General features: G+C 61.6%; 26 protein-coding genes. 9 read left to right on the plus strand and 17 right to left on the minus strand.

Features of this window, described 5'->3' with window-relative positions:
• Nucleotides 1–142: 142 nt before the first annotated feature.
• The 8 genes from ACM6IO_RS22745 to ACM6IO_RS22780 are packed head-to-tail and all read right to left on the minus strand — an operon-like array spanning nucleotide 143 to nucleotide 6,376.
• Nucleotides 143–1,045, minus strand: coding sequence for a metal ABC transporter substrate-binding protein (locus tag ACM6IO_RS22745; RefSeq protein ID WP_414912265.1), 903 nt, complete (start codon nucleotides 1,043–1,045; stop codon nucleotides 143–145).
• Complete coding sequence (locus tag ACM6IO_RS22750; RefSeq protein WP_003226663.1) at nucleotides 1,046–1,945, minus strand: metal ABC transporter permease; 900 nt, start codon at nucleotides 1,943–1,945, stop codon at nucleotides 1,046–1,048.
• Nucleotides 1,945–2,781, minus strand: coding sequence for a metal ABC transporter ATP-binding protein (locus tag ACM6IO_RS22755; RefSeq protein WP_414912266.1), 837 nt, complete (start codon nucleotides 2,779–2,781; stop codon nucleotides 1,945–1,947). The genes ACM6IO_RS22750 and ACM6IO_RS22755 overlap by 1 nt, the downstream gene beginning before the upstream one ends.
• Entirely contained in the window at nucleotides 2,778–3,704 is a 927-nt protein-coding gene (locus ACM6IO_RS22760) for a metal ABC transporter substrate-binding protein (RefSeq protein WP_192227839.1), read from the minus strand. The genes ACM6IO_RS22755 and ACM6IO_RS22760 overlap by 4 nt, the downstream gene beginning before the upstream one ends.
• Nucleotides 3,705–3,739: 35 nt before the next feature.
• Nucleotides 3,740–4,312, minus strand: a complete 573-nt coding sequence (locus tag ACM6IO_RS22765; RefSeq protein ID WP_414912267.1) for a DUF6162 family protein — start codon at nucleotides 4,310–4,312, stop codon at nucleotides 3,740–3,742.
• Nucleotides 4,309–4,638 (minus strand): hypothetical protein, encoded by a 330-nt coding sequence (locus ACM6IO_RS22770; protein ID WP_008032642.1) that lies wholly within the window; start codon nucleotides 4,636–4,638, stop codon nucleotides 4,309–4,311. Before ACM6IO_RS22770 ends, ACM6IO_RS22765 begins: the two co-directional genes overlap by 4 nt.
• Nucleotides 4,635–5,177, minus strand: coding sequence for a thiamine pyrophosphate-binding protein (locus tag ACM6IO_RS22775; RefSeq protein WP_414912268.1), 543 nt, complete (start codon nucleotides 5,175–5,177; stop codon nucleotides 4,635–4,637). The genes ACM6IO_RS22770 and ACM6IO_RS22775 overlap by 4 nt, the downstream gene beginning before the upstream one ends.
• A complete protein-coding gene (locus ACM6IO_RS22780; RefSeq protein WP_008043032.1) occupies nucleotides 5,174–6,376 on the minus strand; it encodes a PepSY-associated TM helix domain-containing protein in 1,203 nt (400 codons plus the stop codon). Before ACM6IO_RS22780 ends, ACM6IO_RS22775 begins: the two co-directional genes overlap by 4 nt.
• 412 nt (nucleotides 6,377–6,788) lie before the next feature.
• Between ACM6IO_RS22780 and leuC the strand changes: the two genes are divergently transcribed.
• Nucleotides 6,789–8,210: a 3-isopropylmalate dehydratase large subunit gene (leuC, locus tag ACM6IO_RS22785; protein WP_414912269.1), complete on the plus strand. Its 1,422-nt coding sequence runs from the start codon at nucleotides 6,789–6,791 to the stop codon at nucleotides 8,208–8,210.
• Nucleotides 8,207–8,818, plus strand: a complete 612-nt coding sequence (gene leuD, locus ACM6IO_RS22790; RefSeq protein WP_414912270.1) for a 3-isopropylmalate dehydratase small subunit — start codon at nucleotides 8,207–8,209, stop codon at nucleotides 8,816–8,818. Before leuC ends, leuD begins: the two co-directional genes overlap by 4 nt.
• Nucleotides 8,819–8,913: 95 nt before the next feature.
• Here the strand turns inward: leuD and ACM6IO_RS22795 are convergent, their stop codons facing one another.
• From ACM6IO_RS22795 to ACM6IO_RS22810, 4 genes are all read right to left on the minus strand, one after another.
• Entirely contained in the window at nucleotides 8,914–9,864 is a 951-nt protein-coding gene (locus ACM6IO_RS22795; RefSeq protein ID WP_414912271.1) for a LysR substrate-binding domain-containing protein, read from the minus strand.
• A gap of 21 nt (nucleotides 9,865–9,885) precedes the next feature.
• Entirely contained in the window at nucleotides 9,886–11,193 is a 1,308-nt protein-coding gene (gene dctA, locus ACM6IO_RS22800) for a C4-dicarboxylate transporter DctA (protein ID WP_192227834.1), read from the minus strand.
• A 97-nt stretch (nucleotides 11,194–11,290) separates the two neighbouring features.
• The gene (locus ACM6IO_RS22805) at nucleotides 11,291–12,166 is read right to left on the minus strand and encodes an alpha/beta fold hydrolase (RefSeq protein ID WP_192227833.1); all 876 of its coding nucleotides are present in this window, start codon (nucleotides 12,164–12,166) and stop codon (nucleotides 11,291–11,293) included.
• Between the two features lie 200 nt (nucleotides 12,167–12,366).
• Entirely contained in the window at nucleotides 12,367–12,825 is a 459-nt protein-coding gene (locus ACM6IO_RS22810) for a VOC family protein (protein WP_223435018.1), read from the minus strand.
• A gap of 267 nt (nucleotides 12,826–13,092) precedes the next feature.
• On the opposite strand from ACM6IO_RS22810, the gene ACM6IO_RS22815 reads away from it, so the two are divergent.
• The 3 genes from ACM6IO_RS22815 (at nucleotide 13,093) to ACM6IO_RS22825 (ending at nucleotide 15,821) form a co-directional block, all read left to right on the plus strand.
• On the plus strand, nucleotides 13,093–14,307 hold the full coding sequence (locus ACM6IO_RS22815; protein ID WP_008032626.1) for an SfnB family sulfur acquisition oxidoreductase: 1,215 nt from the start codon (nucleotides 13,093–13,095) through the stop codon (nucleotides 14,305–14,307).
• A 2-nt stretch (nucleotides 14,308–14,309) separates the two neighbouring features.
• Nucleotides 14,310–14,975, plus strand: coding sequence for a methionine ABC transporter permease (locus ACM6IO_RS22820; protein ID WP_008032624.1), 666 nt, complete (start codon nucleotides 14,310–14,312; stop codon nucleotides 14,973–14,975).
• 75 nt (nucleotides 14,976–15,050) lie between these two features.
• Nucleotides 15,051–15,821 (plus strand): MetQ/NlpA family ABC transporter substrate-binding protein, encoded by a 771-nt coding sequence (locus ACM6IO_RS22825; protein WP_008032622.1) that lies wholly within the window; start codon nucleotides 15,051–15,053, stop codon nucleotides 15,819–15,821.
• 119 nt (nucleotides 15,822–15,940) lie between these two features.
• Here the strand turns inward: ACM6IO_RS22825 and soxR are convergent, their stop codons facing one another.
• Nucleotides 15,941–16,390 carry a redox-sensitive transcriptional activator SoxR gene (soxR, locus tag ACM6IO_RS22830; protein ID WP_414912272.1) on the minus strand — a complete coding sequence of 150 codons (450 nt, stop codon included), beginning with the start codon at nucleotides 16,388–16,390 and terminating at the stop codon, nucleotides 15,941–15,943.
• Nucleotides 16,391–16,485: 95 nt separating this feature from the next.
• Here soxR and ACM6IO_RS22835 point away from each other — a divergent pair, with 95 nt between their 5' ends.
• Nucleotides 16,486–16,851 carry an antibiotic biosynthesis monooxygenase gene (locus ACM6IO_RS22835; protein WP_192227828.1) on the plus strand — a complete coding sequence of 122 codons (366 nt, stop codon included), beginning with the start codon at nucleotides 16,486–16,488 and terminating at the stop codon, nucleotides 16,849–16,851.
• Here the strand turns inward: ACM6IO_RS22835 and ACM6IO_RS22840 are convergent.
• From ACM6IO_RS22840 to msuE, 4 genes are all read right to left on the minus strand, one after another.
• Nucleotides 16,848–17,951, minus strand: coding sequence for a sigma-54 interaction domain-containing protein (locus ACM6IO_RS22840; RefSeq protein ID WP_008032617.1), 1,104 nt, complete (start codon nucleotides 17,949–17,951; stop codon nucleotides 16,848–16,850). The two genes, ACM6IO_RS22835 and ACM6IO_RS22840, sit on opposite strands and share 4 nt — an antisense overlap.
• A gap of 21 nt (nucleotides 17,952–17,972) precedes the next feature.
• The gene (locus tag ACM6IO_RS22845; RefSeq protein WP_032829030.1) at nucleotides 17,973–19,160 is read right to left on the minus strand and encodes an acyl-CoA dehydrogenase family protein; all 1,188 of its coding nucleotides are present in this window, start codon (nucleotides 19,158–19,160) and stop codon (nucleotides 17,973–17,975) included.
• Between the two features lie 169 nt (nucleotides 19,161–19,329).
• Nucleotides 19,330–20,475 carry an FMNH2-dependent alkanesulfonate monooxygenase gene (gene ssuD, locus ACM6IO_RS22850; protein ID WP_008032614.1) on the minus strand — a complete coding sequence of 382 codons (1,146 nt, stop codon included), beginning with the start codon at nucleotides 20,473–20,475 and terminating at the stop codon, nucleotides 19,330–19,332.
• 10 nt (nucleotides 20,476–20,485) lie between these two features.
• Nucleotides 20,486–21,049 carry an FMN reductase gene (gene msuE / locus ACM6IO_RS22855; RefSeq protein ID WP_008032612.1) on the minus strand — a complete coding sequence of 188 codons (564 nt, stop codon included), beginning with the start codon at nucleotides 21,047–21,049 and terminating at the stop codon, nucleotides 20,486–20,488.
• A 489-nt stretch (nucleotides 21,050–21,538) separates the two neighbouring features.
• On the opposite strand from msuE, the gene ACM6IO_RS22860 reads away from it, so the two are divergent.
• The 3 genes from ACM6IO_RS22860 (at nucleotide 21,539) to ACM6IO_RS22870 (ending at nucleotide 23,840) form a co-directional block, all read left to right on the plus strand.
• Nucleotides 21,539–21,808 (plus strand): hypothetical protein, encoded by a 270-nt coding sequence (locus ACM6IO_RS22860; protein ID WP_008032610.1) that lies wholly within the window; start codon nucleotides 21,539–21,541, stop codon nucleotides 21,806–21,808.
• A 98-nt stretch (nucleotides 21,809–21,906) separates the two neighbouring features.
• Nucleotides 21,907–22,521 (plus strand): LysE family translocator, encoded by a 615-nt coding sequence (locus ACM6IO_RS22865; RefSeq protein WP_008032608.1) that lies wholly within the window; start codon nucleotides 21,907–21,909, stop codon nucleotides 22,519–22,521.
• A gap of 161 nt (nucleotides 22,522–22,682) precedes the next feature.
• The gene (locus tag ACM6IO_RS22870; RefSeq protein WP_414912273.1) at nucleotides 22,683–23,840 is read left to right on the plus strand and encodes a cysteine desulfurase family protein; all 1,158 of its coding nucleotides are present in this window, start codon (nucleotides 22,683–22,685) and stop codon (nucleotides 23,838–23,840) included.
• Nucleotides 23,841–23,889 lie beyond the last annotated feature (49 nt).

The raw sequence follows: 23,889 nt of genomic DNA on the forward strand, positions 1-23,889 counted from the left end.
AATATCAGCCGTTACCGCAGCAATGGATATGTACACCTGAAAGTAATGCCCAGCTATCAGGCCGCCATCGCTAGCAAGCCAGTTCCTACAGGGGATTTGTGTAACGCCCACCGTAGAGAATGATCATGCGGTCCAGCCGACGCTAAACCCCACTCAACCCCTTGATCACCAAATCCACATTCCCCTCCAGTTCAGCCACCGGGTCCGCCGCGTCCACACTCAAAACGACCAACCGACTCCCAGCCTCGGCAATCACCGCTTTCACCGCGTCCGACGGCTGCCGATGATGCAACACCACCGCCACGTCATTGTCCTTGAGCGTCGCGCCCAATTGCTTCAGCGCCTCCGATGTCCACTCGGCGTCGGGCCGCGCATCGAGACCGATCAGTTCCAGATTGAGCCCGCCAATCAGGTAACCGAAGTGATCGCTCAGGCTCATCACGCTCAGATTGTCAGCACTGGCCAGCCGCGCTTCGCTGTCGGCGCTGAACTTGAGCAAGCGCTGTTTCAATGTCGCAAGGTTGGCCTCGATCACAGGCTTTGCAGCAGGTGCAAGGCGCACCAGATCCGCCGCCATCACGTCCGCCATGCGCCCCATGTTGTTGCTGGAAAACCACGGCTGACTGTTCAAGCCATCGACCTTGTTGCCCGGCTGCACGGCAATGCCGGGCAGGGCGCCGTCCACCGGGCGCGCGGCGTCGACTTCGACGATGCGAATATTGCTGCGCCGGGCGATCGGGTACAGCGGATCATCCGCCCACAACGAACGAAGACCAATCACCGCATCGGCGTCAGTCGCCAGTTTGGCCAATGCCGGCGCGCCGCGCCCGGTGAAGTAAGCCGTCTGACGACTGCCAGGCAGGTTCGCCGGCGCCGCGCGTTCAAGGTTGACGTTGGTGCCCTTGAGCAATACTTCGCCCAGACCATAAGTGATCGGCAAGGACGCCAGCACATGCAACGGTTTGGCGCTGTCCGCCGCAAACGAGGTATTGACCAGCCCGCACAGGGCGACGGCCAGGGTCAGTTGACGCAGAGAAAATGACATTTATCCGAGGTTCCCTTTCAGGCTGGGGACGACGCCGCGCGCAATGGCGGCGAGGGCGAAGGCGATACCGGCCACCAGAATGATCGCGGCGCCGGACGGGATCGGCAGGTCGAACACAATCGGCGCAAGAATCCCGCACAGCGTGCTGACCGTGGCGATCAGTACCGAGCACCAGAAGAATCCTTTGAGCGACTGGCTGAGCAACCGCGCTGCCGCTGCCGGAATCACCAACAGCGCACCGACCAGAATCGCCCCGATGACTTTCACTGCCGCCACGGTGATCAGCGTCACCAGAATCACGAACAGGTAATCCAGGGTCTTCACAGCCACGCCGCGCACCGCCGCCAGTTGCGGGTTGAAACTGGCGAGCATGATGCGGTTGTACAGCGGCAAGGCCAGCGCCATCACCAGGGATCCGACGATGGCCAGCACCAGCAAGTCATTTCCGTTGACGGTCAGCACCGAACCGAACAGCACGTTCTCCAGAATGTGCACGTTGATCTTGCCCGCCAGAATCAACAGCAGGCTCGCGCCCAGTGCCAGCGACACCGACAGGAACACGCCGATCAAGGTATCTGGCGCCAGCCCCGTACGGTTACGCAGGTAATTCAGCAATATCCCGAACAGCAGGCAGTAACCGAACAGGCTGCCATAGGGCCCGGTGTAGGGTTCGCCGAGCAGAATGCCGATGGCCACGCCAGTCAGCGCCGCGTGACCCACCGCTTCGGAGAAAAACGCGAAGCGCTTGACCACCACCAGCGTGCCCAAGCCGCCCAGCACAGGGCCGATCAGCAAACCGGCAAGCAGCGCGTTGACCACGAATCCATAGGCCAGCGCCTCAGGCAGATAACCCGAAGACGCCCAGCCCTGAACCATCAAGCGAAAGGCTTCGTAACTCATCAGACAGCGCTCCGTGGATGGGTCGAGAACAGGGTCAGCAAACGTTCCGGGGTCAGTGCCTGTTTCGGCGTGGCATCGAACAGCACCCGACGATTGAGCCCGGTGACGCGATCCGCCAGACGCCCGACCGCTTCCAGATCATGCTCGATCCACAGCACGGTGATCCCGCTCTGACGCCAGTCGCCGAGCAGCCGTTCGAACACCTGAATGCCCGCCTCATCGAGGGCCGACATCGGCTCATCGAGCACCAGTAATTGCGGCGCCGGGATCAGTCCCTGTGCGAGCAACACGCGCTGACGCTCACCGCCAGACAAGGCGCCCATGCGCCGCTTGCGCTTGTCCTGCATGCCGACCCGCTCCAGCGCTTCGCCAATCGCTGCCGCGTAATGCTTGCTCAACCCGAGGAACGCCGGGCGCCGCTGGCACATGGCGGCCATGAAATCGTCGACGGTCATCGGCAAGCCGCGATCAAACTCCAGCGCTTGCGGCACGTAGCCGATGGTGCCGGGTTCGCCGGGCCATTGCAGGCTCAAGCGGCCCTGATGCGGCATCTGCCCGAGCAGGGTCTTGATCAACGAACTCTTGCCACCACCGTTAGGGCCGACCAGCGCATGCACGCTGCCGGGCTGAACCTGGAAGGTGACCTGATCAAGGATCGTCGTGCGACCCAGCGTCAAACTGACCTCCGCAAAATCCAACGTCGGCCCCGCCCCCTGTAGGAGCCGGCTTGCTGGCGATAGCGGAATGTCATTCAACGATGATGTCGGCTGACCCGACGCCTTCGCGAGCAGGCTCGCTCCCACAGGGGACTCTCTGATTGTTTCTTTAGCGGTCATTGCCCCGACTCCTGAATCGCCCGGACCACGGTGTTGAGGTTGCCGGTCATTTCCTTTTCATACTTGTCGGCGGTGTACTCGCCATAGGAAATGTGCGACAGCGGGTACAGCTTCACCCCGGATTCACGCTGGATGGTGTCGACGTAGGTGGACGGGAAATCCATCTCCGAGAAAATCACTTTCACGTCCAGTTCGCGCAGTTGATCGATGGTCTTTTTCAGCTGGCTCGGGCTCGGTTCGATGCCGTGGGCCGGTTCGACCACAGCCGTCACTTCCAGGCCGAACTCGCGCAGCAGGTAATCGTAAGCCGCGTGAACCGTGGCCACGCGTAGTTCGGCGTTCGGCGCCTGGGTCAATTTCGCCAGGGCGTCGGCGCGCATCTGCCGCAGGCGTTTGCCGTAGGCGCGTGCGTTTTGGGTGTAGGTCTTGGCGTTGGCCGGGTCGAGCTTGCCGAGTTCCCGGGCGATGTTGTTGACCTGGGCAATGGAGGCGCTGATCGACAGGAAAGTGTGCGGGTTCACGACTTTGCCGGCACCGCGCGCGGCAACACCGGTGGCGGCCAGCAGCGGTACGTTTTCGTTGGCTTCGATCACGGCCACGTTCGGCGTTTCGCTGGCGGCGATCATGCGGTCGGCGAAGTCGTCATGACCGACGCCGTTGAGCACGATCACGTCCAGCCCGCTGATGCGCTTGATGTCTTCGGCGCGGGGCTCGTAGGCATGCGGGTTGAAGCCGGCCGGAATCAGCGGCACCACTTCGGCCTTGTCGCCGACGATGTTGGCCACGTAGCTGTAATAAGGGTGCAGGGTGATGCCGATGCGCAGGCGCTTGGCTTCGTCGGCGCTGGCCAGTGGCGTCAGCAGCAAGGCAAGCAGGCCGATCAGCAGCGGCCGCAAGAATGAACGTTGAGATGAAATAGGCATGGGAAAGCGGTCTTCTCTCGGGTGAAGGCGAGGGTTCAGTGCCGGTGCTGGCGGGTCACGCCGGCATCGAATTGCGCGACGATCTGCTGCCAGCCAGCGCTTTCGAGCGCGGCGTCCGTGACGTCGGCCGGGGCTTTGAGGTCGGCGCCACGGTTTAGCCAGATGTCTGGCGCATCGTCGTCGGCGGTCAGGCGCATCAGAAACGAACCGGCCACGGCGGACGACTGGCTCTGGCCGAAATACGCCTTGGCGTCGAGCAATTGCCAGGCATGCGCGCCACGGCTGACGGAACTGGCGTCCTGGGCAAACGGCGCAAAATCTTCGTCCGCCAGGGCTTCGGGTGTCGGCAGGGTTTGCTGTTCCTGACGCAGCAGGTGAATCTCGTCCAGCGTCACCCGCAGGTCGGCGTAGATGCCTTGCTCGGAAGCGCTGAGGTCGCGGCGGGCATCCAGTTGATGGCTACTGATGTTGCTGATTTCCTGGGACTCGTGGCGCCAGGCGACCACCGAACCGGCGACCGCCAGGATCATCAGGCACAGCAACAATACATACAGGGTTTCATGGCCGGCACCGGCCGGGCGGACGACGTGTGTCGTTGGCGTACTCATGGGGCTTGGATGTCCGCTTGGTCGATCTCGACGACGTGGCCGGGACCGGCATCGAACAGCACATAAAATTCGGCGCTGGGCTTCTTGAAGGTCAATTTGGAATCGGCACCGAGCTTGCCCGGCACCAGGATGGTTTCGTCGTAGCCGATCACATCCAGGGTCACGCCCGGTGCGCCGCTGCCGTCGGAGAAACCGCCGGTGCACTGAATCTGCTCGGCGTCGATAGCCTTGCACTCGCACATCGGGTTGTGGGCCAGGGCGCTGGCGCTGAAGCCGGCGCACAGCACCAGCAACACGGCGTGGAGAGGGCGAAATGCGTTGCTCATGGTTTGCCTCCTTGTTTGTTCAGCCACTCGAGGGTGGCGGGGGATGCCTGGCTCAGCGGGATGGACGCTTGATGCATGGCGCCGTCCCAGCCTTCCATGGTGATCCACAGCTCGGCGTCGGCCTTGGTCTTTTCCGGGATCGGCAGCATGGCGCCCATGCGATAGGGCATGCCGAAGAAAATCACCCCGGCGGCGCGCAGGCTGCGCGGTTTGCCGATGCGCAGGTAAGTCGCCTTGACCTGCTCGCGGCAGCTGTCGCACAGCGCCGCGTTGAAACTCTTCATGTAACCGGCCGGGCCATCGGGCCGTGGTGCTTCGTTGCGAAGTTCCGCCAGGCGCAGGCTCCACGGCCCGACCTGAACTTCACCGATTTCCCGCTCGCCCAGGCCGGTGTCCCCGCGAAACAGCGCGGCATCGGCAAAGTACTTGGGCATGAAACCCAGCGGCACCAGCAACAGCAAAACGTTGATGTGGAAGCGCCATTTGTGCCAGAAGCGGCTCAGTCTGGACCCCGGTTTTTCAGCGGCGAACAGGCTCATTGGCTGACCTCCGTGGTGTCGTGGCTCGTGACGTGAGTGGCATCGGCAGCGCGAGGACGTTTGTTGCTGCGCTTGAGGGCGTTAGCGGTGGCCAACGCAGTGCGCTTGGTCCAGATCAGCAGGCCGCTGAGGACCATCATGCTCAGGAGCAGGCCGAAGAAGAACCAGATCAGCTTGATCCAGAGTCCACCGAAATCGCCGGTGTGCAGCGGCCGCATCGATTCGGTCACCAGTTCCAGCCCCGAGCGGTCCGAAAGCAGGCGGGTCACGGCGACGTCGCCGGTGTACGGGTTGATTTCGGCAGTCTGGAACATCAGCGGATACCAGCTGCGGCCGCCCACCGAGAGGTAGCTGTAGGCATTGGCGGGCAGGCTGATGAAGCTGTCTTCGAGGCCGGGAATGCGTGCCTTCGCTTCACGGATTGCCGTTTCCAGGCTGATCATCGGTGCCGGTGAGCCGTCGGCGGTGAGGGGCACGCTCTCACGCGGGACCACCGGCGCCACCGGGGCGGTGGAAATCGTGATCTGGTTATCGAACATGAACGCTTCGATCAGGAACCAGGTGCTGGTGACGGAAATCACCGCGATGAACCAGATCGACCAGATGCCGCTGAGGCGGTGAAAGTCGCCCCAGAAAATCCGCGCGCCGTGACGCAGGCGCAGGGTCGGTCGCAAAAAACCTTTCCAGAAGCGCTTGTAGACCACCAGCCCGGTAATCAGCGAAGCCAGCAGCGGCAGGCTGAGAAACGACACCAGGTACCAGCCCCAGCTGTAGCCATTGGTGAACGGCACCAGCCACCAACCATGCAAGGCGCGGGTGAAGGCCCTGAAGTTGAATTGCGGAGCCGTGCCCTGGATCACGCCGCTGTACGGGTTGACGTAGACCACCACCGAACGGCCGTCGGGGTAGGTCACTTCCACGTCCAGGGCGAAATGCGTTTCGTCAGGTCGGCTGATGCTCTCGACCAGGATCTGCGGCTCGGCCTGCTTGATCGCGGCGATGAGCTGGTCATAGCTCAACAGCGGCGCATCATCGGAAGGTTGGCTGGCGCGCATTTGCGGGTTGGCCAACCAGACGATTTCCTGGCTGATCACCGCCAGCGTGCCGGTCACACAGACGATCAGCACAAAAAACCAGATGGGCAGGGCCAGCCAGCTGTGGACCAGAAACCAGAGTTTTGAGCGGGATTTCTTCGACATGATTAAGGTCTTGTATCGATGAGAGGGCCTCTGCTGCGGGCTTCCCAGCGTGGGGTCCATGAAAAGTGCGGTCGTGGCTTTTGCCTACGCGAACCGCCTGCATCTATATAAGACGAATGAGAATCAGAAATCCCGAACCTCGATATGAAAGTAAATGTTTCGTATTCCTGTGAATGAACGCATAACCCTGTGGGAGCGGGCTTGCTCGCGAAAGCGGTCTTTCAGATAAAGAAATGCCGACTGACATACCGCTTTCGCGAGCAAGCCCGCTCCCACAAGGTGGGGCGGCGTGTGCCTTGATCCAACACGAACCATGTTCCAAGGGATCACTCTCCGGCCATTGATGGGGCCGGGCGACTGCCTAAGATGGGGCGCAGACGCCTGAAACCCGCGAGCCTGAGCGAATATCCCCATGACTTCAGCAAGAACCCTTTACGACAAACACATCGATTCCCACACGGTGTGTCGCCTCGATGACCAGGGCCACGTCCTGTTGTACATCGACCGCCAGGTCATCAACGAATACACCAGCCCCCAAGCCTTCAGCGGTTTGCGCGACGCCAAGCGCGGGGTCTGGCGCCCCGGCACCGCGCTGGCGGTGGTCGATCACGTCAACCCCACGGCACCCAAGCGCATTGCGGCGATGCCCGACGCCGGCGGTGCGCGGCAGGTGTCGTACCTGGCGGAAAACTGCCGGGACTTCGGCATCGAATTGCTCGACATCCTCGACAAACGCCAGGGCATCGAGCACGTGATCGCTCCCGAACAGGGGTTCATCCTGCCGGGCATGGTGATTGCCGCAGGCGACAGCCACACCACGACTTACGGCGCCCTCGGCGCGTTCGGTTTCGGCATCGGCACGTCGGAGATCGAACACCTGCTGGCGTCCCAGACCCTGGTCTACAAACGCTTGAAAACCCTGCGCGTGACGGTGGACGGTGAGCTGGCGCCGGGGCTGACGTCCAAGGATGTGATCATGGCGCTGATCGGCCGGATCGGCGCGTCCGGAGCCACGGGCTACGCCATCGAGTTTCGCGGTTCGACCATCGATGCGCTGAGCGTCGAAGCGCGCATGACCATCTGCAACATGGCGGTGGAGGCGGGCGCACGGGGGGCGTTCATGGCGCCGGACGACAAAGTGTTCGCCTACCTCAAGGACAAACCCCGCGCGCCCAAAGGTGCGCTGTGGGAGCAAGCGGTGCAGACATGGCGCGCCTTGCACAGCGATGCCGACGCACTGTTTGACCGTGAAGTGTCGCTGGACGCCAGCGCGCTGGAGCCGATGGTCACCTGGGGCACCAGCCCGGATCAGGCCTCGCCGATCGGCGCCCGCGTCCCGGACCCGCAAGACATCAGCGACCTGATCCTGCGCCAGGACATGCGCCGCGCCCTGACTTACATGGGGCTCGAAGCGGGCATGCCGCTGAGCGACATCGTCATCAGCCACGCGTTTATCGGCTCCTGCACCAACGCCCGCATCGAAGACCTGCGCGACGCCGCCAGCGTGGTGCGCGGCAAACACGTCGCCGAACACGTGCGGGCGATGATCGTGCCGGGCTCCACCGAAGTGCGCGATCAAGCCGAAGCCGAAGGCCTGGCGGCGATTTTTATCGACGCCGGTTTCGAGTGGCGCCAGTCCGGCTGCTCGATGTGCCTGGCGATGAACGACGACGTGCTGGCGCCGGGCGACCGCTGCGCCTCCAGCACCAACCGCAATTTCGAAGGCCGCCAGGGCGCCGGTGCCCGTACGCACCTGATGAGCCCGGCGATGGTCGCTGCGGCGGCGATCACTGGCCGCTTGACCGACATCCGTCACTTTGGAGACCGCGCATGAGCCTGCAACCCTTCACTCAAGTCAGCGGCAAAGCCGCGCCAATGCTCGCGGCCAACATCGACACCGATGTGATCATGCCCAAACAGTTTCTCAAGGGCATCGACCGTTCCGGGCTGGATCGGGGTTTGTTTTTTGATCTGCGTTTTTTGCCTGACGGCCAAGCCAACCCTGAGTTCGTGCTCAATCAACCGGCATGGCAGGGCGCGAGCTTCATGGTGGTCGGGCCGAATTTCGGCTGCGGATCGAGCCGCGAACATGCGGTCTGGGGTTTAAAGCAGATGGGCATCCGCGCGCTGATCGGCAGGAGTTTTGCGGGGATTTTTTATGACAACTGCCAGCGTAACGGGGTGCTGCTGATTACGCTGGATGAGCCCGTGTTGCAGCGGCTCGGGCAAGTGGTCAGTCAGCCAGAGACGGCGCTGATCAGCATTGATCTGGAAACGCAGCAGATTCGTCTTCAAGGCGAGGTCATCCCATTCGAAATCGACACCCTGCGCAAAACCGCGCTGGTGCTGGGCCTCGACGCCATCGGCAGCACCTTGCAGCGCAGCGAACAAATCAAAGCCTTCGAACACCAACACCTGAACGCCAACCCCTGGCTAAGCTGAAATCGCTTTCGCGGGCAAGCCTCGCTCCTACAGGTCAGCGCGACCTTTGTAGGAGCGAGGCTTGCCCGCGAAGAGGCCCGCCCATACACCGCAAATCAAACCGACAACCCTTTGAAATGCTCCTGCAAAAACTCCACACACGCGCGCAACTTCCCCGAGTAGGCCAGCCGCGTCGGGTACACCGCCCAGACGTTGGCGCTCTGGGTGTATCCGGGCAGCACCTGCACCAATCGCCCCTGCTCCAGCAACGGCTTCACATCCCACAGTGACCGCAACAACACCCCGCGCCCATCCAGTGCCCACTGCAAGACAATCTCGCCGTTATTGGACGACAACGGTCCGCTGACCCGCACACTCTCCTGGGCCCCGTCGTGCTCCAGGTTCCAGATGCCGAAGGCGTTGTCGCGCTCCTTGATCACCAGGCAATGATGCTGCTCCAGATCGCCCAGCGTCTGCGGCGTGCCGTGGCGTTGCAGATAACCGGGCGCCGCGCACAACACCCGCCGATTGCTCACCAGTCGCCGGCCGATGTGCTGACCGGGGATGTCATCGCCGACACGAATCTCCAGGTCGAACCCTTCGCTGACGATGTCCACCACCCGATCAAACAGGTCGAGGCGAATCTCCAGGTCCGGGTAACGTTCGGCCAGCAGTGACAGGGCGGGCGCCACGTGATTGCGCCCGAAGCCGAAACTGCTGCACAAATGCAGACGCCCGCGAGGGCTGTCGTGGGCGTCGGAGAGTTCGTCGTGCAGTTGCTGGAAATTATCGAGAATCCGCAACGCCCAGCGCTGCACGCGTTCACCGTCCTCGGTCAGGGCGATGCGGCGGCTGGTGCGGTGCAGCAGGCGCGTGCCGAGGGTGGTTTCGAGAATCTGGATACGTTTGCTGACATAGGCGGGCGACAGGCCCAGTTCATCCGCTGCGGCGGCGAAACCGCTTTTACGAATGACGGTAAGTAATACACGCAGGTCTTCGGGCAGGGGCACGGTGTCTTTCTTGGTGGTCATGACAGAACGGGCACTGGCGGCATGAGCCGCCAGCATAGCATCGGTATGAACGTCGACTTACTCGACAGAAAGCTTGGCCGCCGCCGCTGCCGCCCGAGCGTGGCGCCCGCGTTTGAGGGCAATCGGCGCCATCTTGCTGCGGTCCAGTTCACCTTCCCAGGCGGCCACCACCAGCGCTGCGACGGCGTTGCCGATGATGTTGGTCAGGGATCGGCATTCGGCCATGAAACGGTCGACACCGAGGATCAGCACCATCGCCGCCACCGGCACGGTCGGCACTACGGCCAGGCTCGCCGCCAGCGCCACGAACCCCGCGCCGACCACCGCGCCCGCGCCTTTGGAGGTGAGCATCGCCACCGCCAGCAAGGTCAGTTGCTGCTCCAGGCTCAAGTCAATGTTGGTCGCCTGGGCCAAAAACAGCACCGCCAGCGTCATGTAAATGTTGGTGCCGTCCAGGTTGAAGGTGTAGCCGGTCGGCACGACAATCCCCACCACGCCTTTGGAGGCGCCCAGGCTTTCAAGCTTCTGGATCAGTTGCGGCAGTGCCGATTCCGAAGAGCTGGTGCCAAGCACGATCAACAGTTCAGCCTTGATGTACGCCAGCAGTTTGAAAATGCTGAAGCCGGCATAACGGGCAATGCTGCCGAGCACGCACGCAATGAAAATCAGCGCGGTCAGGTAGAACGTGCCAATCAGCTTCAACAGCGGCAGCAACGAGCCGAGGCCGTACTTGCCGATGGTGAACGCAATCGCGCCAAACGCCCCGATCGGTGCGACGCGGCTGATGATGCCGACGATGCGGAAGAACACTTCGCTGGCCTGATTGATCACGTTCACCAGTGGCCGGCCTTTTTCACCGACCATCACCAGCGCAATGCCGAACAGCACCGAGACGAACAGCACGGGCAGGATTTCACCCTTGGAGAAGGCATCAAAAAAAGTCGTCGGAATCACGTGCAGCAAAAAACCGGTGATGCCTTCGCCGTGTTCGGCCTGACCGACAAAACCGGCAATCGCCGACGAATCCAGCGTCTTCACATCAATGTTGAACCCCGCGCCCGGATGCAGCGCATGCGCCGCCAGCAGGCCGATCAACAGCGCAAGGCTGGAGACGATTTCGAAGTACAGCAGCGCCTTGCCACCGACCCGGCCGACCTGTTTCACGTCGTGCATGCTGGTGATTCCGGAGACCACCGTGCAGAAGATGATCGGACCGATGATCATCTTGATCAGCTTGATGAAACCGTCACCCAACGGCTTGAGGTCGATGCCGATCTGCGGCCAGAAATGGCCGATCACAATGCCCAGCGCGATGGCGATGAGCACCTGCACGTAGAGGGTTCCCAGCAGTTTCTTGATGGTCATTTTTATTATCTCGAGACGGTTTTTGGGCATGACGATCCCGCGCAGGCCCGTGACGGCCTGCGGCGGAAAGTGGATTCAGATCAGTACGGCGCGGCTGTCAGCGCAGGAAAGCCAGGACTTCGGCGAGCAGCAGCTCGGGGGCTTCTTCGGCGATGTAATGGCCGGCGGGCAGCGCTTTGCCGCGCACGTCGGTGGCCACGTGTTGCCATTCCTTGAGCGGTTCGAAGCAGCGGCCGACCGTGCCTTCGGCACCCCACAGCACCAGCAGCGGCAAGTTCAGATGACGGCCGGCGTCGATGTCGGCGCGGTCGTGATCCAGGTCGATGCTGGCGCTGGCCCGGTAGTCCTCGCAGATCCCGCGTGCGGTGCCCGGCTGTTTCAGGCAGCGCAGGTATTCGCCAAAGGCCTCGGCAGTGAACGGTTTGAGCCCGGCACTGCGACTGCCCATCACGCTGCGCAGATAGGATTCGGGATCGGCCTCGATCAGGGTTTCCGGCAACGGAGCGGGGCGGATCAGGAAGAACCAGTGCCAATAGGCGCGGGCAAAGGCTTCATTGGTTTGCGTGTACATCGACAGCGTCGGTGCGATGTCGAGCAACACCATGCGTTGCACGGCTTGCGGATGATCCAGCGCCAGGCGATGGGCAACCCGGGCGCCACGGTCGTGTGCGAGCACCGAGAACTGCTCGAAGCCCAGGGACTTCATCAGCTCGATGCTGTCCTTGGCCATTTCCCGTTTGGAGTAGTTGGTGTGGTGGTCGTTGGCCAGCGGTTTACCGCTGTCGCCGTAACCGCGCAGGTCGGCGGCGACTACGGTGAAGTGCGCGGCCAGTTGTTCGGCAACCTTGTGCCAGATGACGTGGGTCTGCGGGTGACCGTGCAGCAACAGCAGGCCCGGCCCGCTGCCGCCGATGCGGTAGGCAATGTCCACACCGTTGACGTGGCGCTGGTCTTTGAGGAATCCGGCGAACATGGGATGACTCCTTGTTGTAGTTGCCTGCATCCTGAAATTGTTCGGCGACTACGGCAAGGCGCAAAGCGTGGTGCGCTTGTTCATGAAGTGTGTTGTCTCGGAGGCCGCCTTCGCGGGCAAGCCTCGCTCCTACAAAAGCACAACCGGACCTGTAGGAGCGAGGCTTGCCCGCGAAGAGGCCCTGATATTCACAGAAAATCTCAACCCTGCTGAAACATCTCCTTGGCCCGCTGCTCAATCTGCGCCTGGGTCAAATCTTCCTTGCGCGTGGCCAGAAACCACAAATGCCCATACGGATCTTTCAACGTCCCCGAACGGTCGCCGTAAAACTGATCCTTGACCTCGGACACCACCGTGGCGCCCGCCGCAATCGCCTGTTTGTAGGACTTGTCCACATCATTCACATACAGGTGCAAGCCCACGGACGGTGACTTGTCCGGATTGCTCAACGGCCCCTGATCACACGGCGTGCCGAGCATGATCGGGCAGTCGCCGATGCGCAGTTCGGCGTGGCCGATGCTGCCGTCGGGCATGGACAGACGCATGACTTCGGTCGCGCCGAAAGCTTTCTTGTAGAACTCGATGGCTTCGGCCGCTTTTTGAATGCCCAGATAAGGGGTGATGCTGTGATAACCCTCTGGAATGGGTTTGACGCTCATGGCTATTCTCCCTGTCTATTGTTGAATTGAAGGTAGTCCTTCGCCGGTTTCCGACCGGATAACTATAGGCCAGCGCCTTTTACGCATCCGAGTGCCCGACGAGCAGCAGCGCCACTGTTCGGCCATAAACAGTGAAGCAGCAGAATGCTCGGGTTTCTCACTGAATAACCGTTGAAAACCCCCGAAACTGCCCGAAAACACGGGCCCGGGCGGTCAGGCACAGAAGCTGCAATGTCCTCCGGTAAACACTGTTGCCGAGAGACTTGTATGCCTGAATCTGCCGTTTATCCGATCAACCCGCCGGCCGCCCATCGGATCGCCGATGAAGCCGAAGCCTTGCGTGTGGCCGAGCGCGTCGCCGCGGTCTTGCTGGAGCAGGACGCCGAGCGCGACCGTACGCGCCAGGTGCCCGCCGAGATCGTCGACCTGTATTCCAACAGTGGCTTGTGGGGCATCAGCGTGCCAAAGGAATTTGGTGGCGCGCAGGTGTCCTACGCGGTGCTGGCGCAGGTCATTGCGATCATCTCGGCGGCCGATCCGTCCCTGGGGCAGATCCCGCAAAACCACTATTGCCTGCTGGAAGATATCCGTCTGCAAGGCACGCCCGAGCAGCAGGCGCATTTTTTCGGCCTGGCGCTGCAAGGTCATCGCTTTGCCAATGCGCTGTCGGAAACCGGCGGCAAAAACGTGCAGGACATTCAGGCGACCATTCGCCGTTACGGCGACGGGCATGTGATCAACGGTCGCAAGGGTTATTGCACCGGTTCGCTCTATGCCCACTGGCTGGCGGTGCTGGCGCTGGATGAAGAGCAGAGGGGCCAGTTGTCCTTCGTCGAACGCGGCACTCCAGGGTTGGTGATCGTCGACGACTGGGACAGCATCGGTCAGCGCACCACGTCCAGCGGCACGGTGCTGGCCGAGGACCTGCACGTCCCGGCATTCAACGTGTTCCCGACGTATCGTTCCTATGAAAGCCCGACCCTGGCCGGCCCGTTCGCGCAGTTGACCACCGCCGCCATCGACGCCGGCATCGCCCGCGCAGCGCTGCGTGACACCATCGCGTTCGTGCAGCAATTCGCCCGGCCGTGGATCGATGCGGGTGTGGAAAAAGCCAGTGAAGATCCGCTGACCATTATTCAGGTTGGTGGCCTGGAGATTCGCCTGGAAGCTGCCGAAGCCTTGCTGGAACGTGCCGGTTGGGCGCTGGATGCGGCGCGCCCGGCACCCGACGAAGACAACGTCGCCCGAGCGTCCCTCGCGGTGGCCAAAGCCAAAGTGCTGACCACCGAAATCGCCATCGAAGCCACCAACAAACTGTTCGAACTCGGTGGCACCCGTTCGACCCTGAAGAAGCACAACTTCGACCGGCACTGGCGCAATGCGCGGGTGCACACCCTGCATGACCCGGTGCGCTGGAAATACCACGTGGTCGGCAACTGGCTGCTCAACGGCGTTAAACCGCCGCGTCACGACTGGTCCTGATTATGGCCGAATGGTTCAAAAACATTTACTGGGCCGACATCGGCCAGGCCTGTCTCGACACCTTGAGCATGCTCGGTGCCGCCCTCGGTTTCACCGTACTTCTGGGGTTGCCGCTGGGGGTGGTGCTGTTCCTCACCGGTAAGCGCCAGTTGCACGAAGCCATCGGCGTTTACCGGGTGTTGTCGGTGATCGTGAACATGCTGCGTTCGCTGCCGTTCATCATTTTGCTGATTGTGTTGATTCCGCTGACAACGCTGCTGGTCGGTACTTCGCTGGGCGTGCCGGGGACCATTCCGCCGCTGGTGGTTGGCTGCACGCCGTTCTTCGCGCGGCTGGTGGAAACCGCCTTGCGCGAGGTTGATCGCGGCGTCGTGGAAGCGACCCAGGCCATGGGCGGCACCACCTGGCAAATCATCCGCCACACCTTGTTGCCCGAGGCTCGTGGCGGGTTGCTGGCGGCGGTCACTGTCACCGCCATCGTGCTGGTGGATTACACGGCGATGGCCGGGGTGATTGGCGGCGGAGGCCTGGGCGACCTGGCGATCCGCTACGGCTACCAGCGATTCCAGACCGACGTGATGGTGGTCACCGTGGTGCTTTTGCTGATCCTGGTCCAGGCCCTGCAAATGACCGGCGACCGATTGGTGGCGCGCTACAGCCGACGATAAACATTCGACTCAACAAAAAAACTCAGGCCTTACGTCCGCCCCACGACGGCCACTCAATCTGCCTAGGAGCACAACATGAAAAAGACCCTGGCCATTCTGGCTGCCCTTGTGTCGTTGAGCGTTCACGCCAACGAAAAACTCACCGTCGGTGCCACGCCGGTGCCGCACGCGGAGATCCTCGAGTTCGTCAAACCCACCCTGGCCAAGGAAGGCGTGGACCTGGACATCAAGGTCTTCACTGACTTCATCCAGCCCAACCAGCAGCTTGCACTGAAGAACCTCGACGCCAACTATTACCAGTACCGGCCGTTTCTCGATGACTACAACAAGACCCGTCACACCGATCTGGTGCCGGTGGTCGGTGTGCACATCGAACCGTTCGGGGCTTACTCGACCAAGATCAAAAACATCGCCGAACTGAAGGATGGCGCCACCGTTTCCATCCCCAACGACCCGGTGAACACTGGCCGCGCACTGGTGCTGCTGCACGAGGCCGGGCTGATCAAACTCAAGGACCCGAGCAACACCCTGGCGACTCAGCGCGACATCGCCGAAAACCCGAAGCATTTGAAGATTCGTGAACTGGAAGGTGCGTTGCTGGCGCGTTCGGTGAGTCAGGTGGACCTGGCGTTCGTGTTCGCCAACTACGCACTGGAAGCGGGGATCGACACCAACAGCGCGTTGATCGTCGAGAAGGGCAAGAGCCTGTACATCGAATTCCTGGTGGCCCGCCCGGACAACATCAACGACCCGGGTTTGCAGAAACTGGCCAAAGCGTTGAATTCCGATGAAGTGCGGCAGTTCATCTTGACCCGCTACAAAGGGCAGATTGCGCCGGGCTTCTGATCTCTAGCCATTCTTGAGGACGCCTTCGCGGGCAAGCCTCGCTCCTACAGGTACGGCGGTGCTTTTGTAGGAGCGAGGCTTGCCCGCGAATGGCGCGCCGCCTATTCCGGATCTGTCCCCTATTCCAACAGCTGCGCCCCCGGCCCCCGATCCCCCAACACATCACCAAAATTACGCAACGGACACGCCTCCATCGACAAACACCCACAGCCAATACAGCCATTGAGCGTGTCCCGCAGCAAGGTCAGCTGATTGATTCGCTCATCCAGCTCCCGGCTCCACTGCGCCGACAACACCTTCCAGTCCGCCGCCGTCGGAGCGCGGTTATCCGGCAGGGTTTTCAACGCCTCGCCAATCTCCGCCAGCGGAATCCCCAAGCGCTGCGCCACTTTGATCAACGCCACCCGCCGCAACACTTCCCGTGGATAACGTCGCTGGTTGCCCTGATTGCGCGTGCTTTTGATCAAACCCCTGGCTTCATAAAAATGCAGCGCCGTGACCGCCACGCCGCTGCGGGCGGCGACCTGGCCGACGGTGAGCTCTTTATGCAGTTGTTGCGAGGTGATCATGTGAAAAATGTCCCTTGACCTCTAGTTAACTCGAGGTTTTACCCTGCAGGCCTTCGGATCGCAAGATCCGGCTTACACGTCAGTGGGGACTCTTCATGCAAGCGCCAGAGAAAAATCGCAGCTTCACCCAATTGATCGAATTCGAGATCGAACCCCATCAACAGGCCGCCCTGGTGTCGGCGCTGTCGTTACAGACCGAACGCCTGGCCCAGCGTTACAGCGGTTTTCTCAGTGCGAGCATCCAGGCCAGCGACGATGGCCGGCGGGTGCTCAATTACCTGCAATGGCAATCGCGCGAGGCGGGGGAAGCCGCGTTTCAGGGTTTTGAAAGCGGCGAGCAGGATTTCTGGCAACTGATCCGCGCCCATCAGGCGAAAACCGTGACGTTTGGCTCGTTCCAGGTGTTGCACAGCCTGGAACGCAGCCACGACAACGCGCTGCATTGCAATCTAGTGAGCTAAATCGACAGCTGCATCAAGCGCTCGCCCTGCACGTTCTCCGTTGGGCGGCGCTTGTTCACCGCCAGTTCACCGATTTTGATCAGGCGCGTGCGCGTCACGTTGCGGCTCAAGCCCAGCAGCGCGGCGGTGTGCACCTGGTTGTAATGGCTGAAACGGTAAGCCGCACGCAGCAAGGCGTCCTCGACTTTCTCGTGCAGCGCGCCGGCCTGCTCCTCGAACAGCTTTTGAAACGCGCGGTCGAGCAAGGCTTCCGGTGAATCGTCGAGCTGGCTGTGATAGTCGTCCTGACGCTCGATGCGCATGTTCGACAGGCGCAGGTCATCGCGCTCGATCACACCGTTACGGCAGATCAGCAAGGTGTGGTGAATGACGTTTTCCAGTTCGCGGATGTTGCCCGGCCAACTGTAACTGCGCAGTTTCAGTTCGGCTTCCTTGCTGATGGTGATGGTGCCGTAGCCGAGGCGCTGACTGTAGGCTTCGACGAAGTGACGGGTCAGCGGCAGGATGTCGCCGGGGCGATCACGCAGCGGGCTCAGTTCCAGGCTGACCACATCGAGGCGGTAATACAGGTCCTCGCGGAAATGCCCGGCGTTGATGGCTTTTTCCAGTTGCACGTTGGTTGCCGCCAGTACGCGCACGTTGATTGGAATGCTCTTGCGCGAGCCCAGGCGCACCACTTCGCGCTCCTGCAACACCCGCAGCAACTTCACCTGAATGGCCATCGGCAGATCACCGATTTCATCGAGGAACAAGGTGCCGCCGTCGGCCTCTTCGAACCAGCCGGCCTTGGCGCTCAAGGCACCGGTGAACGCACCTTTTTCGTGGCCGAACAACTCGGCCTCGACCAGGGATTCAGAGAACGCGCCGCAATTGACGGCCACAAACGGGCGGTTGCGCCGGGCGCTGAGGTTGTGGATATGCCGCGCCACCAGCTCCTTGCCGGTGCCGGTTTCGCCGATGATCAGCACGCTGGCTTCACTCGGTGCGACCTGTTGCAAATGCGCGAGCAAGGCCTGGGATTTCGGGTCTTCGAATACTTGCGCGGTGGCGCGGATCGACGTGGCCAGGGCGGGCGAGGGCGGTAAGGTCAGCAGTTGCATGGGGCAGGCTCCATGAGAAGGCTATGAATAGAAAGTCGGAATCGGCAGGGACTGGTTCAACGCCCAGTCGCCCAGTTCATGGAGTTTGTAATCCACCGGGTCGTGCAGGGTTTGCGTGCGCAGGTTGCGCCAGTGGCGGTCGAGCCGCAGCGAGGCGTGAGTCGAGCGCGCACCGGTCACTTCGAACAGCCGGCTACAAAGTTCGAGGCCGTTGCGCGTGGCGGCGACCTTGGCCGTGGCAATCGCGGTGGCGAGGTGTCCACGTTCTTCGGCGCTGAGGTTAGGGCCTTTCGCCCAGGCCTTGTCGAGCAGGTCGGCGGCGCGTTCCACCAGCAAGCGAACGCCTTCGAGCGCAACCCAGAATTCGCCGTAATGGCCGAGCACATACGGGTCCTGACGCACATCCTGAGCGCTGGATTTGTGCCACGGGCGGGTTTCGGTGAGGGTGTATTGCCGCGCTTCTTCGAAGGCACCTTCGGCGATGCCGAGGAACATGTGCGTAAAAGTAAGCTGCGCGATCAATGGCCGCAGGCAGGCGAACGGTGTGCTCAGCGGACCCGGGTCGAGCAGCAATTCCGACTCTTCGACCCGCACCCGTTCGAACGAAGCGCTGCCGCTGTCGGTCTGGCGCTGGCCCATGTTGTTCCAGTCGTTGTGCAGGGTGATGCCGCTGCGGCCGCTGGGGATGGCCGCGATCAACAGCTTGCCGCCGGCGCTTTCATCCACTGCCGAGGCGATCAGCATTTCCGAATCGCTGGCGCCGGAGCAGAAACTTTTCTTGCCGGAAAACTCGCGCCAGCCACCGAGTTTTTTCACTACGGTGCGGGTGTCCAGCGGGTTGAGGGCATTGCCCCAGAACCAGTTCTTGCGTGCGGTCTGTTCGAACCACGGCTGCCACTGCTCGGGTCGGGCGAACAGGCGCACGGTGGCGAGCATCAGGTGATGAAAACCGAAGACGTGGGCAATCGAACTGTCGACCTTGGCGAACTCGCGCACGATGGTCAGGGTTTCACTCCAGCTGGCGCCGAGGCCGCCGTACTGGGTGGGAATGCTCAACGCGAGCAGACCGCTTTGGCGCAGGGCGTCACGCTCGGCTTTCGGCGTACCGCCACGTTCGTCGCGCTCGACCGCGGTCAAGGCAAACTCGGCGGCCAACTGGCGGGCGGTTTGCAGGGGGGATAACAGGGCGCTTAGCGGCTTGGCAGTCACGCGGGGTTCCTCAATAAATTCAACACCGATTCCCTGTAGGAGCGAGCGGTGCGGCGGTCCGACTTGCCCGCGAAAGCGTCGTATCAGCCAACATCCATTTTGAATGTCCGGACGCTTTCGCGGGCAAGTCGGACCGCCGCACCGCTCGCTCCTACAGGTAGTAGGTGGGTCAGGCCGTGGCTTTGGCGGGCAGCACATCATTGGCGATCATTTCGCCAAACGGCCCGGTGAGGTTGGTCACGCCACGCCCCGCCAGGCTCGCATACGGTTCAGGCAACAGCGGGAACACCAGCTCGGCAAAGCGATACGCCTCTTCAAGGTGCGGATAACCGGAGAAGATAAAGCTCTCGATCCCCAGGTCCGCGTACTCCTTGATCCGCGCCGCCACTTGCTGCGGGTCACCCACCAGCGCCGTGCCGGCACCGCCGCGTACCAGGCCGACACCGGCCCACAGGTTGGGGGCGATTTCCAGGTTGTCGCGGCGTCCGTCGTGCAACGCCGCCATGCGCCGCTGGCCTTCGGAGTCAAAACGCGAGAACGACTTTTGCGCGGCGGCGATGGTCTCGTCGCTGATGTGTTCGATCAGTTTGTCGGCGGCTTTCCACGCCTCTTCGGCCGTCTCGCGAACGATCACGTGCAAGCGAATCCCGAACTTCACCGTGCGCCCGTTGCGTGCTGCACGCTCACGCACATCGGCGAGTTTTTCCGCGACGGCGGCCGGTGGTTCGCCCCAGGTCAGGTAGACATCGACCTGCTCGGCGGCGAGTTCATGGGCGGCTTCGGACGAACCACCGAAGTACAGCGGCGGATAGGGTTTCTGCACCGGCGGATAAAGGGCCTTAGCGTTCTGTACTTGCAGGTGTTTGCCTTCGAAGTCCACCGCTTCGCCTTGCAGCACGCGACGCCAGATCTGCAGGAATTCGTCGGTGACTTCATAACGCTCGCTGTGGTCGAGGAAGATCCCGTCGCCACGGTTTTCGTCCGGGTCGCCGCCGGTGACCACGTTGATCAGCAAGCGGCCGTTGGACAGACGATCCAACGTCGCGGCCATGCGCGCCGAGACGGTTGGCGAAATAATCCCCGGACGAATCGCCACCAGATAACGCAGGCGTTCGGTCAACGGCACCAGCGCCGAAGCGATGACCCACGAATCCTCGCAGGAACGCCCGGTGGGAATCAGCACGCCGTGATAACCGAGGCTGTCGGCGGCCTGCGCGACTTGTTTCAGATAGTTGAGCGTCACCGGGCGAGCGCCCTGGGTGGTGCCCAGGTAATGGCCGTCGCCGTGGGTCGGCAGAAACCAGAAAACATCCATGAAAAGATCCTTAAGCGATTTTCAGCAGATTTTTGGGGTGCACGCCGAACAACGGCGCGGCGCGTTCTGCAGCAAGGCGAATGCGGGCCTTCAAGGGCTCACTGGTTATTTGGTAATTGGCGAAATCGGCTTCGGTGGCGTAGACGCCGATCGGCAGGGTCAGCGCCTGGAAGAAACTGAACAGCGGGCGCAGTTGGTGATCGAGCACCAGCGCATGCCGTTCGCTGCCACCGGTGGCGGCGAGCAGCACCGGCGTATTGATCAGCGCGTTCAAGTCGATCAGGTCGAAGAGGTGTTTAAGCAAGCCCGGATAGGAGCCGCGATAAACCGGCGCGGCGACGATCAGCAGGTCAGCGTTTTCGATGGCTTGCAGCTCGGCTTCGATGTCGGCGCTCAGTTCCTGGCGCGACAGGGCCGCGCCCAGTGGCCGGGCGATGTCGCCCAGTTCGATCAGCTTGCTCTCGATCGGCAATTGCCCGGCCAGTTCGGCCAACAGCGCCTGGGTCAGCACCAACGTGCGGGACGGACGCCAGGTACCGCCGGAGAGGGCAACGACTTTCAATGGACGCGACATGATCAGTTCCTTTTTAAACAGTTGCTCAGCGAGCAGTGAGTAGTGAGTAGTCACAGGGCTTGAGCAAGAGCTGTACCAATCCTTCGAGCCCACGATTTACGTGGCTTGCAGCGCACTGATGACTGCGTGCTGTTCGATTTTAAGGACTGTTTGTTGAATGACTGTTGCCTGGCAAACAGTTGCGTGGGCAACAGTTGTGTAAGGCGATGGGGTTGTTATAAAGGCTGTTTGTTATTCCTCAAAAGATCATTGCAAGATATTTATAGAACATTAAGAAATATGCACGTCCCTTGTAGGAGCCGGCTTGCCGGCGATGAGGCCCGAGAGTCATGCGGTGTTCTTACGGTCGTCATCGCCGGCAAGCCGGCTCCTACAAGGTGGGGTAATTCGGCTTCAATACCCACTATCGAGAGCGTTGATTTCTGCCCATCCAAAGGCGCGAGTAGCCTGTGTTCATTGCCCCGAACCCAGATGCCAGGACGCCAGACCATGAAACCTCTACTCGCCACTTTCCTGCTGCTCGCCGTCTCCGTTCTCGCCGGATGTGCCAGCCACGTATCCCCGGAACTGCGGCCCTACACCGCCGAGGAAACCCGTGAACTGGCACTGGAATCGCTGAATCGTCGCGGTTTGTCCTTCGATGAATACCACGCGAAAAAAGCTGAATTGCTCGGTCAGCCACAGAAATCCTTCAGCTTCGACAAACAAGGCGAAATGAACGCCGAGCGCACTGTTCAACTGCACGGTCGCCCAAGCTGAGCGACTGTACTGCTCGAAGTTTCACCCAACTGTCCATGGGTTTCCCGGCAGGCGTGCGATAGGGTCAATACCTGAATGACCCTGACGGACTGCCACCAATGACGCTCTCGCTCGATCTGCTGCTGGGTTTCGCCCTGTTCGCTCTCGTTACCTCGATCACCCCCGGCCCGAACAACACGATGTTGCTGGCATCGGGCGTGAACTTCGGCTTTAACCGTACCATCCCCCACATGCTTGGCATTACCTGCGGCTTTTTCGTCCTGGTCGTCGCGGTGGGTTTTGGTCTGGGCGCAGTGTTTCAAAGCTATCCGTTGCTCTACACCGTGCTGCGTTATGTCGGCGCGGCGTATTTGTTGTACCTGGCGTGGAAAATCGCGCATTCCGGGCCGGTATCCGACGGCGAGAACGGTGAAAGCAAACCGATCAGCTACCTCGGCGCGGCAGCATTCCAGTGGGTCAACCCCAAGGCCTGGATCATGGCCATCGGTGCCATCAGCACCTACACGCCGATGCAGGGCTATTTCACCAACGTCATCGTGATTGCGGCGGTTTTCGCCCTGATCAACCTGCCGAGCGTCGGCGTCTGGGCCGCGTGCGGCACGCTGCTGCGCAACGTGCTCAAGGACCGCCGCTGGTTGCGCGTGTTCAATTGGGGCATGGCCGCGTTGCTGGTGGTTTCGCTGTATCCGTTGATGCTGGAAAGCTTTAGCTGACGCATTGCTTCAACCGGTTGCCCGATGCCTGTTAAGCTCGACTTCAGGAGCGTTCCTACGCACTTTCAAGTGAAGTCGTACTTTCTTAACGCATCCGATCAGGTATTGCTGGCGCACGGGTTGCCAGCACCTGATCCCGGAACAAGCTCTGCGAGTCTTTTATGAATAAACGTCCGTTGTATTTCGACTACGCCGCCACCACGCCGGTGGACGAGCGGGTCATCAAGGTCATGGTCGAGTGTCTGGGGTTTGCCGGGAACTTCGGCAATCCTGCGTCCAGCTCCCATGCATTCGGCCAACAGGCCCGGCAATCGGTCGAGCAGGCGCGACAGCAAGTCGCCCAACTGGTGGGGGCGCAAGCCGACCAGATCGTCTGGACCTCCGGCGCCACCGAATCGAATAACCTCGCCCTCAAGGGCGTGGCCCAGGCTCGCGGGGTGCCCGGCGGGCACATCATCACCAGCCAGATCGAACACAAGGCGATTCTCGACACCGCAAGGCAATTGCAGGATGCCGGTGTTGCCGTGACGTATCTGGTGCCCGACGCGCAAGGTCTGATTACCCCGCAAGCGGTCAGCGAAGCGATGCGCGAGGACACCTTTCTGGTGTCACTGATGCTGGTCAACAACGAGTTGGGCACGGTCAATGACATCGCCTCCATCGGCGAGGTCGTGCGGGCCCGCGAGGCGTTGTTCCATGTCGATGCGGCCCAGGGCGCGGGGAAAGTGGCCATCGACCTGGCGCGATTGCCGGTGGACCTGATGTCGTTTTCGGCGCACAAGATCTACGGTCCCAAAGGCATCGGCGCGCTGTATGTCGGGCCTCGCGCACAACAGCGCTTGCAGGCGCAGATTCACGGGGGCGGTCATGAAGGTGGCTTGCGTTCCGGGACCCTGGCGACTCACCAGATTGCCGCCATGGGCGTGGCGTTCGCCTTGGCCGCGCAACTGTTCGATGAAGAGAAAGCCACGATTGCGCGCCTGCGCGAGCGCTTGCTCGAACACCTGTCGGGCATTCCCGGCGTGCGCCTCAATGGCAGTGCGACCCAGCGCATCCCTCATACTTTGAGCCTGACCTTCAGTGAAGGTGAGTTCAACTCCGCGGCGTTGAGCGCATCGATTGCGTTTTCTGCGACCTCGGCCTGTAATTCCGCGAGCAATGCGCCGTCCCATGTGCTGCTGGCACTGGGGCATGACGCCCGCTCGGCGAGCCGCACCATTCGCTTGAGCCTGGGGCGTTTCACTACCGAGCAGGACATCGACCAGGCGGCACAACTGATTAAAGCGGCCTGCGCCAGTGCCCCGGCATTCTGGCAATAAGGCCTTAAGTGCCGACGTTGATCGGCACTCAACAATAATGATGAAGTGA

It is taken from the genome of Pseudomonas sp. IT-P44, assembly GCF_949768225.1.
Taxonomy (GTDB): domain Bacteria; phylum Pseudomonadota; class Gammaproteobacteria; order Pseudomonadales; family Pseudomonadaceae; genus Aquipseudomonas; species Aquipseudomonas migulae.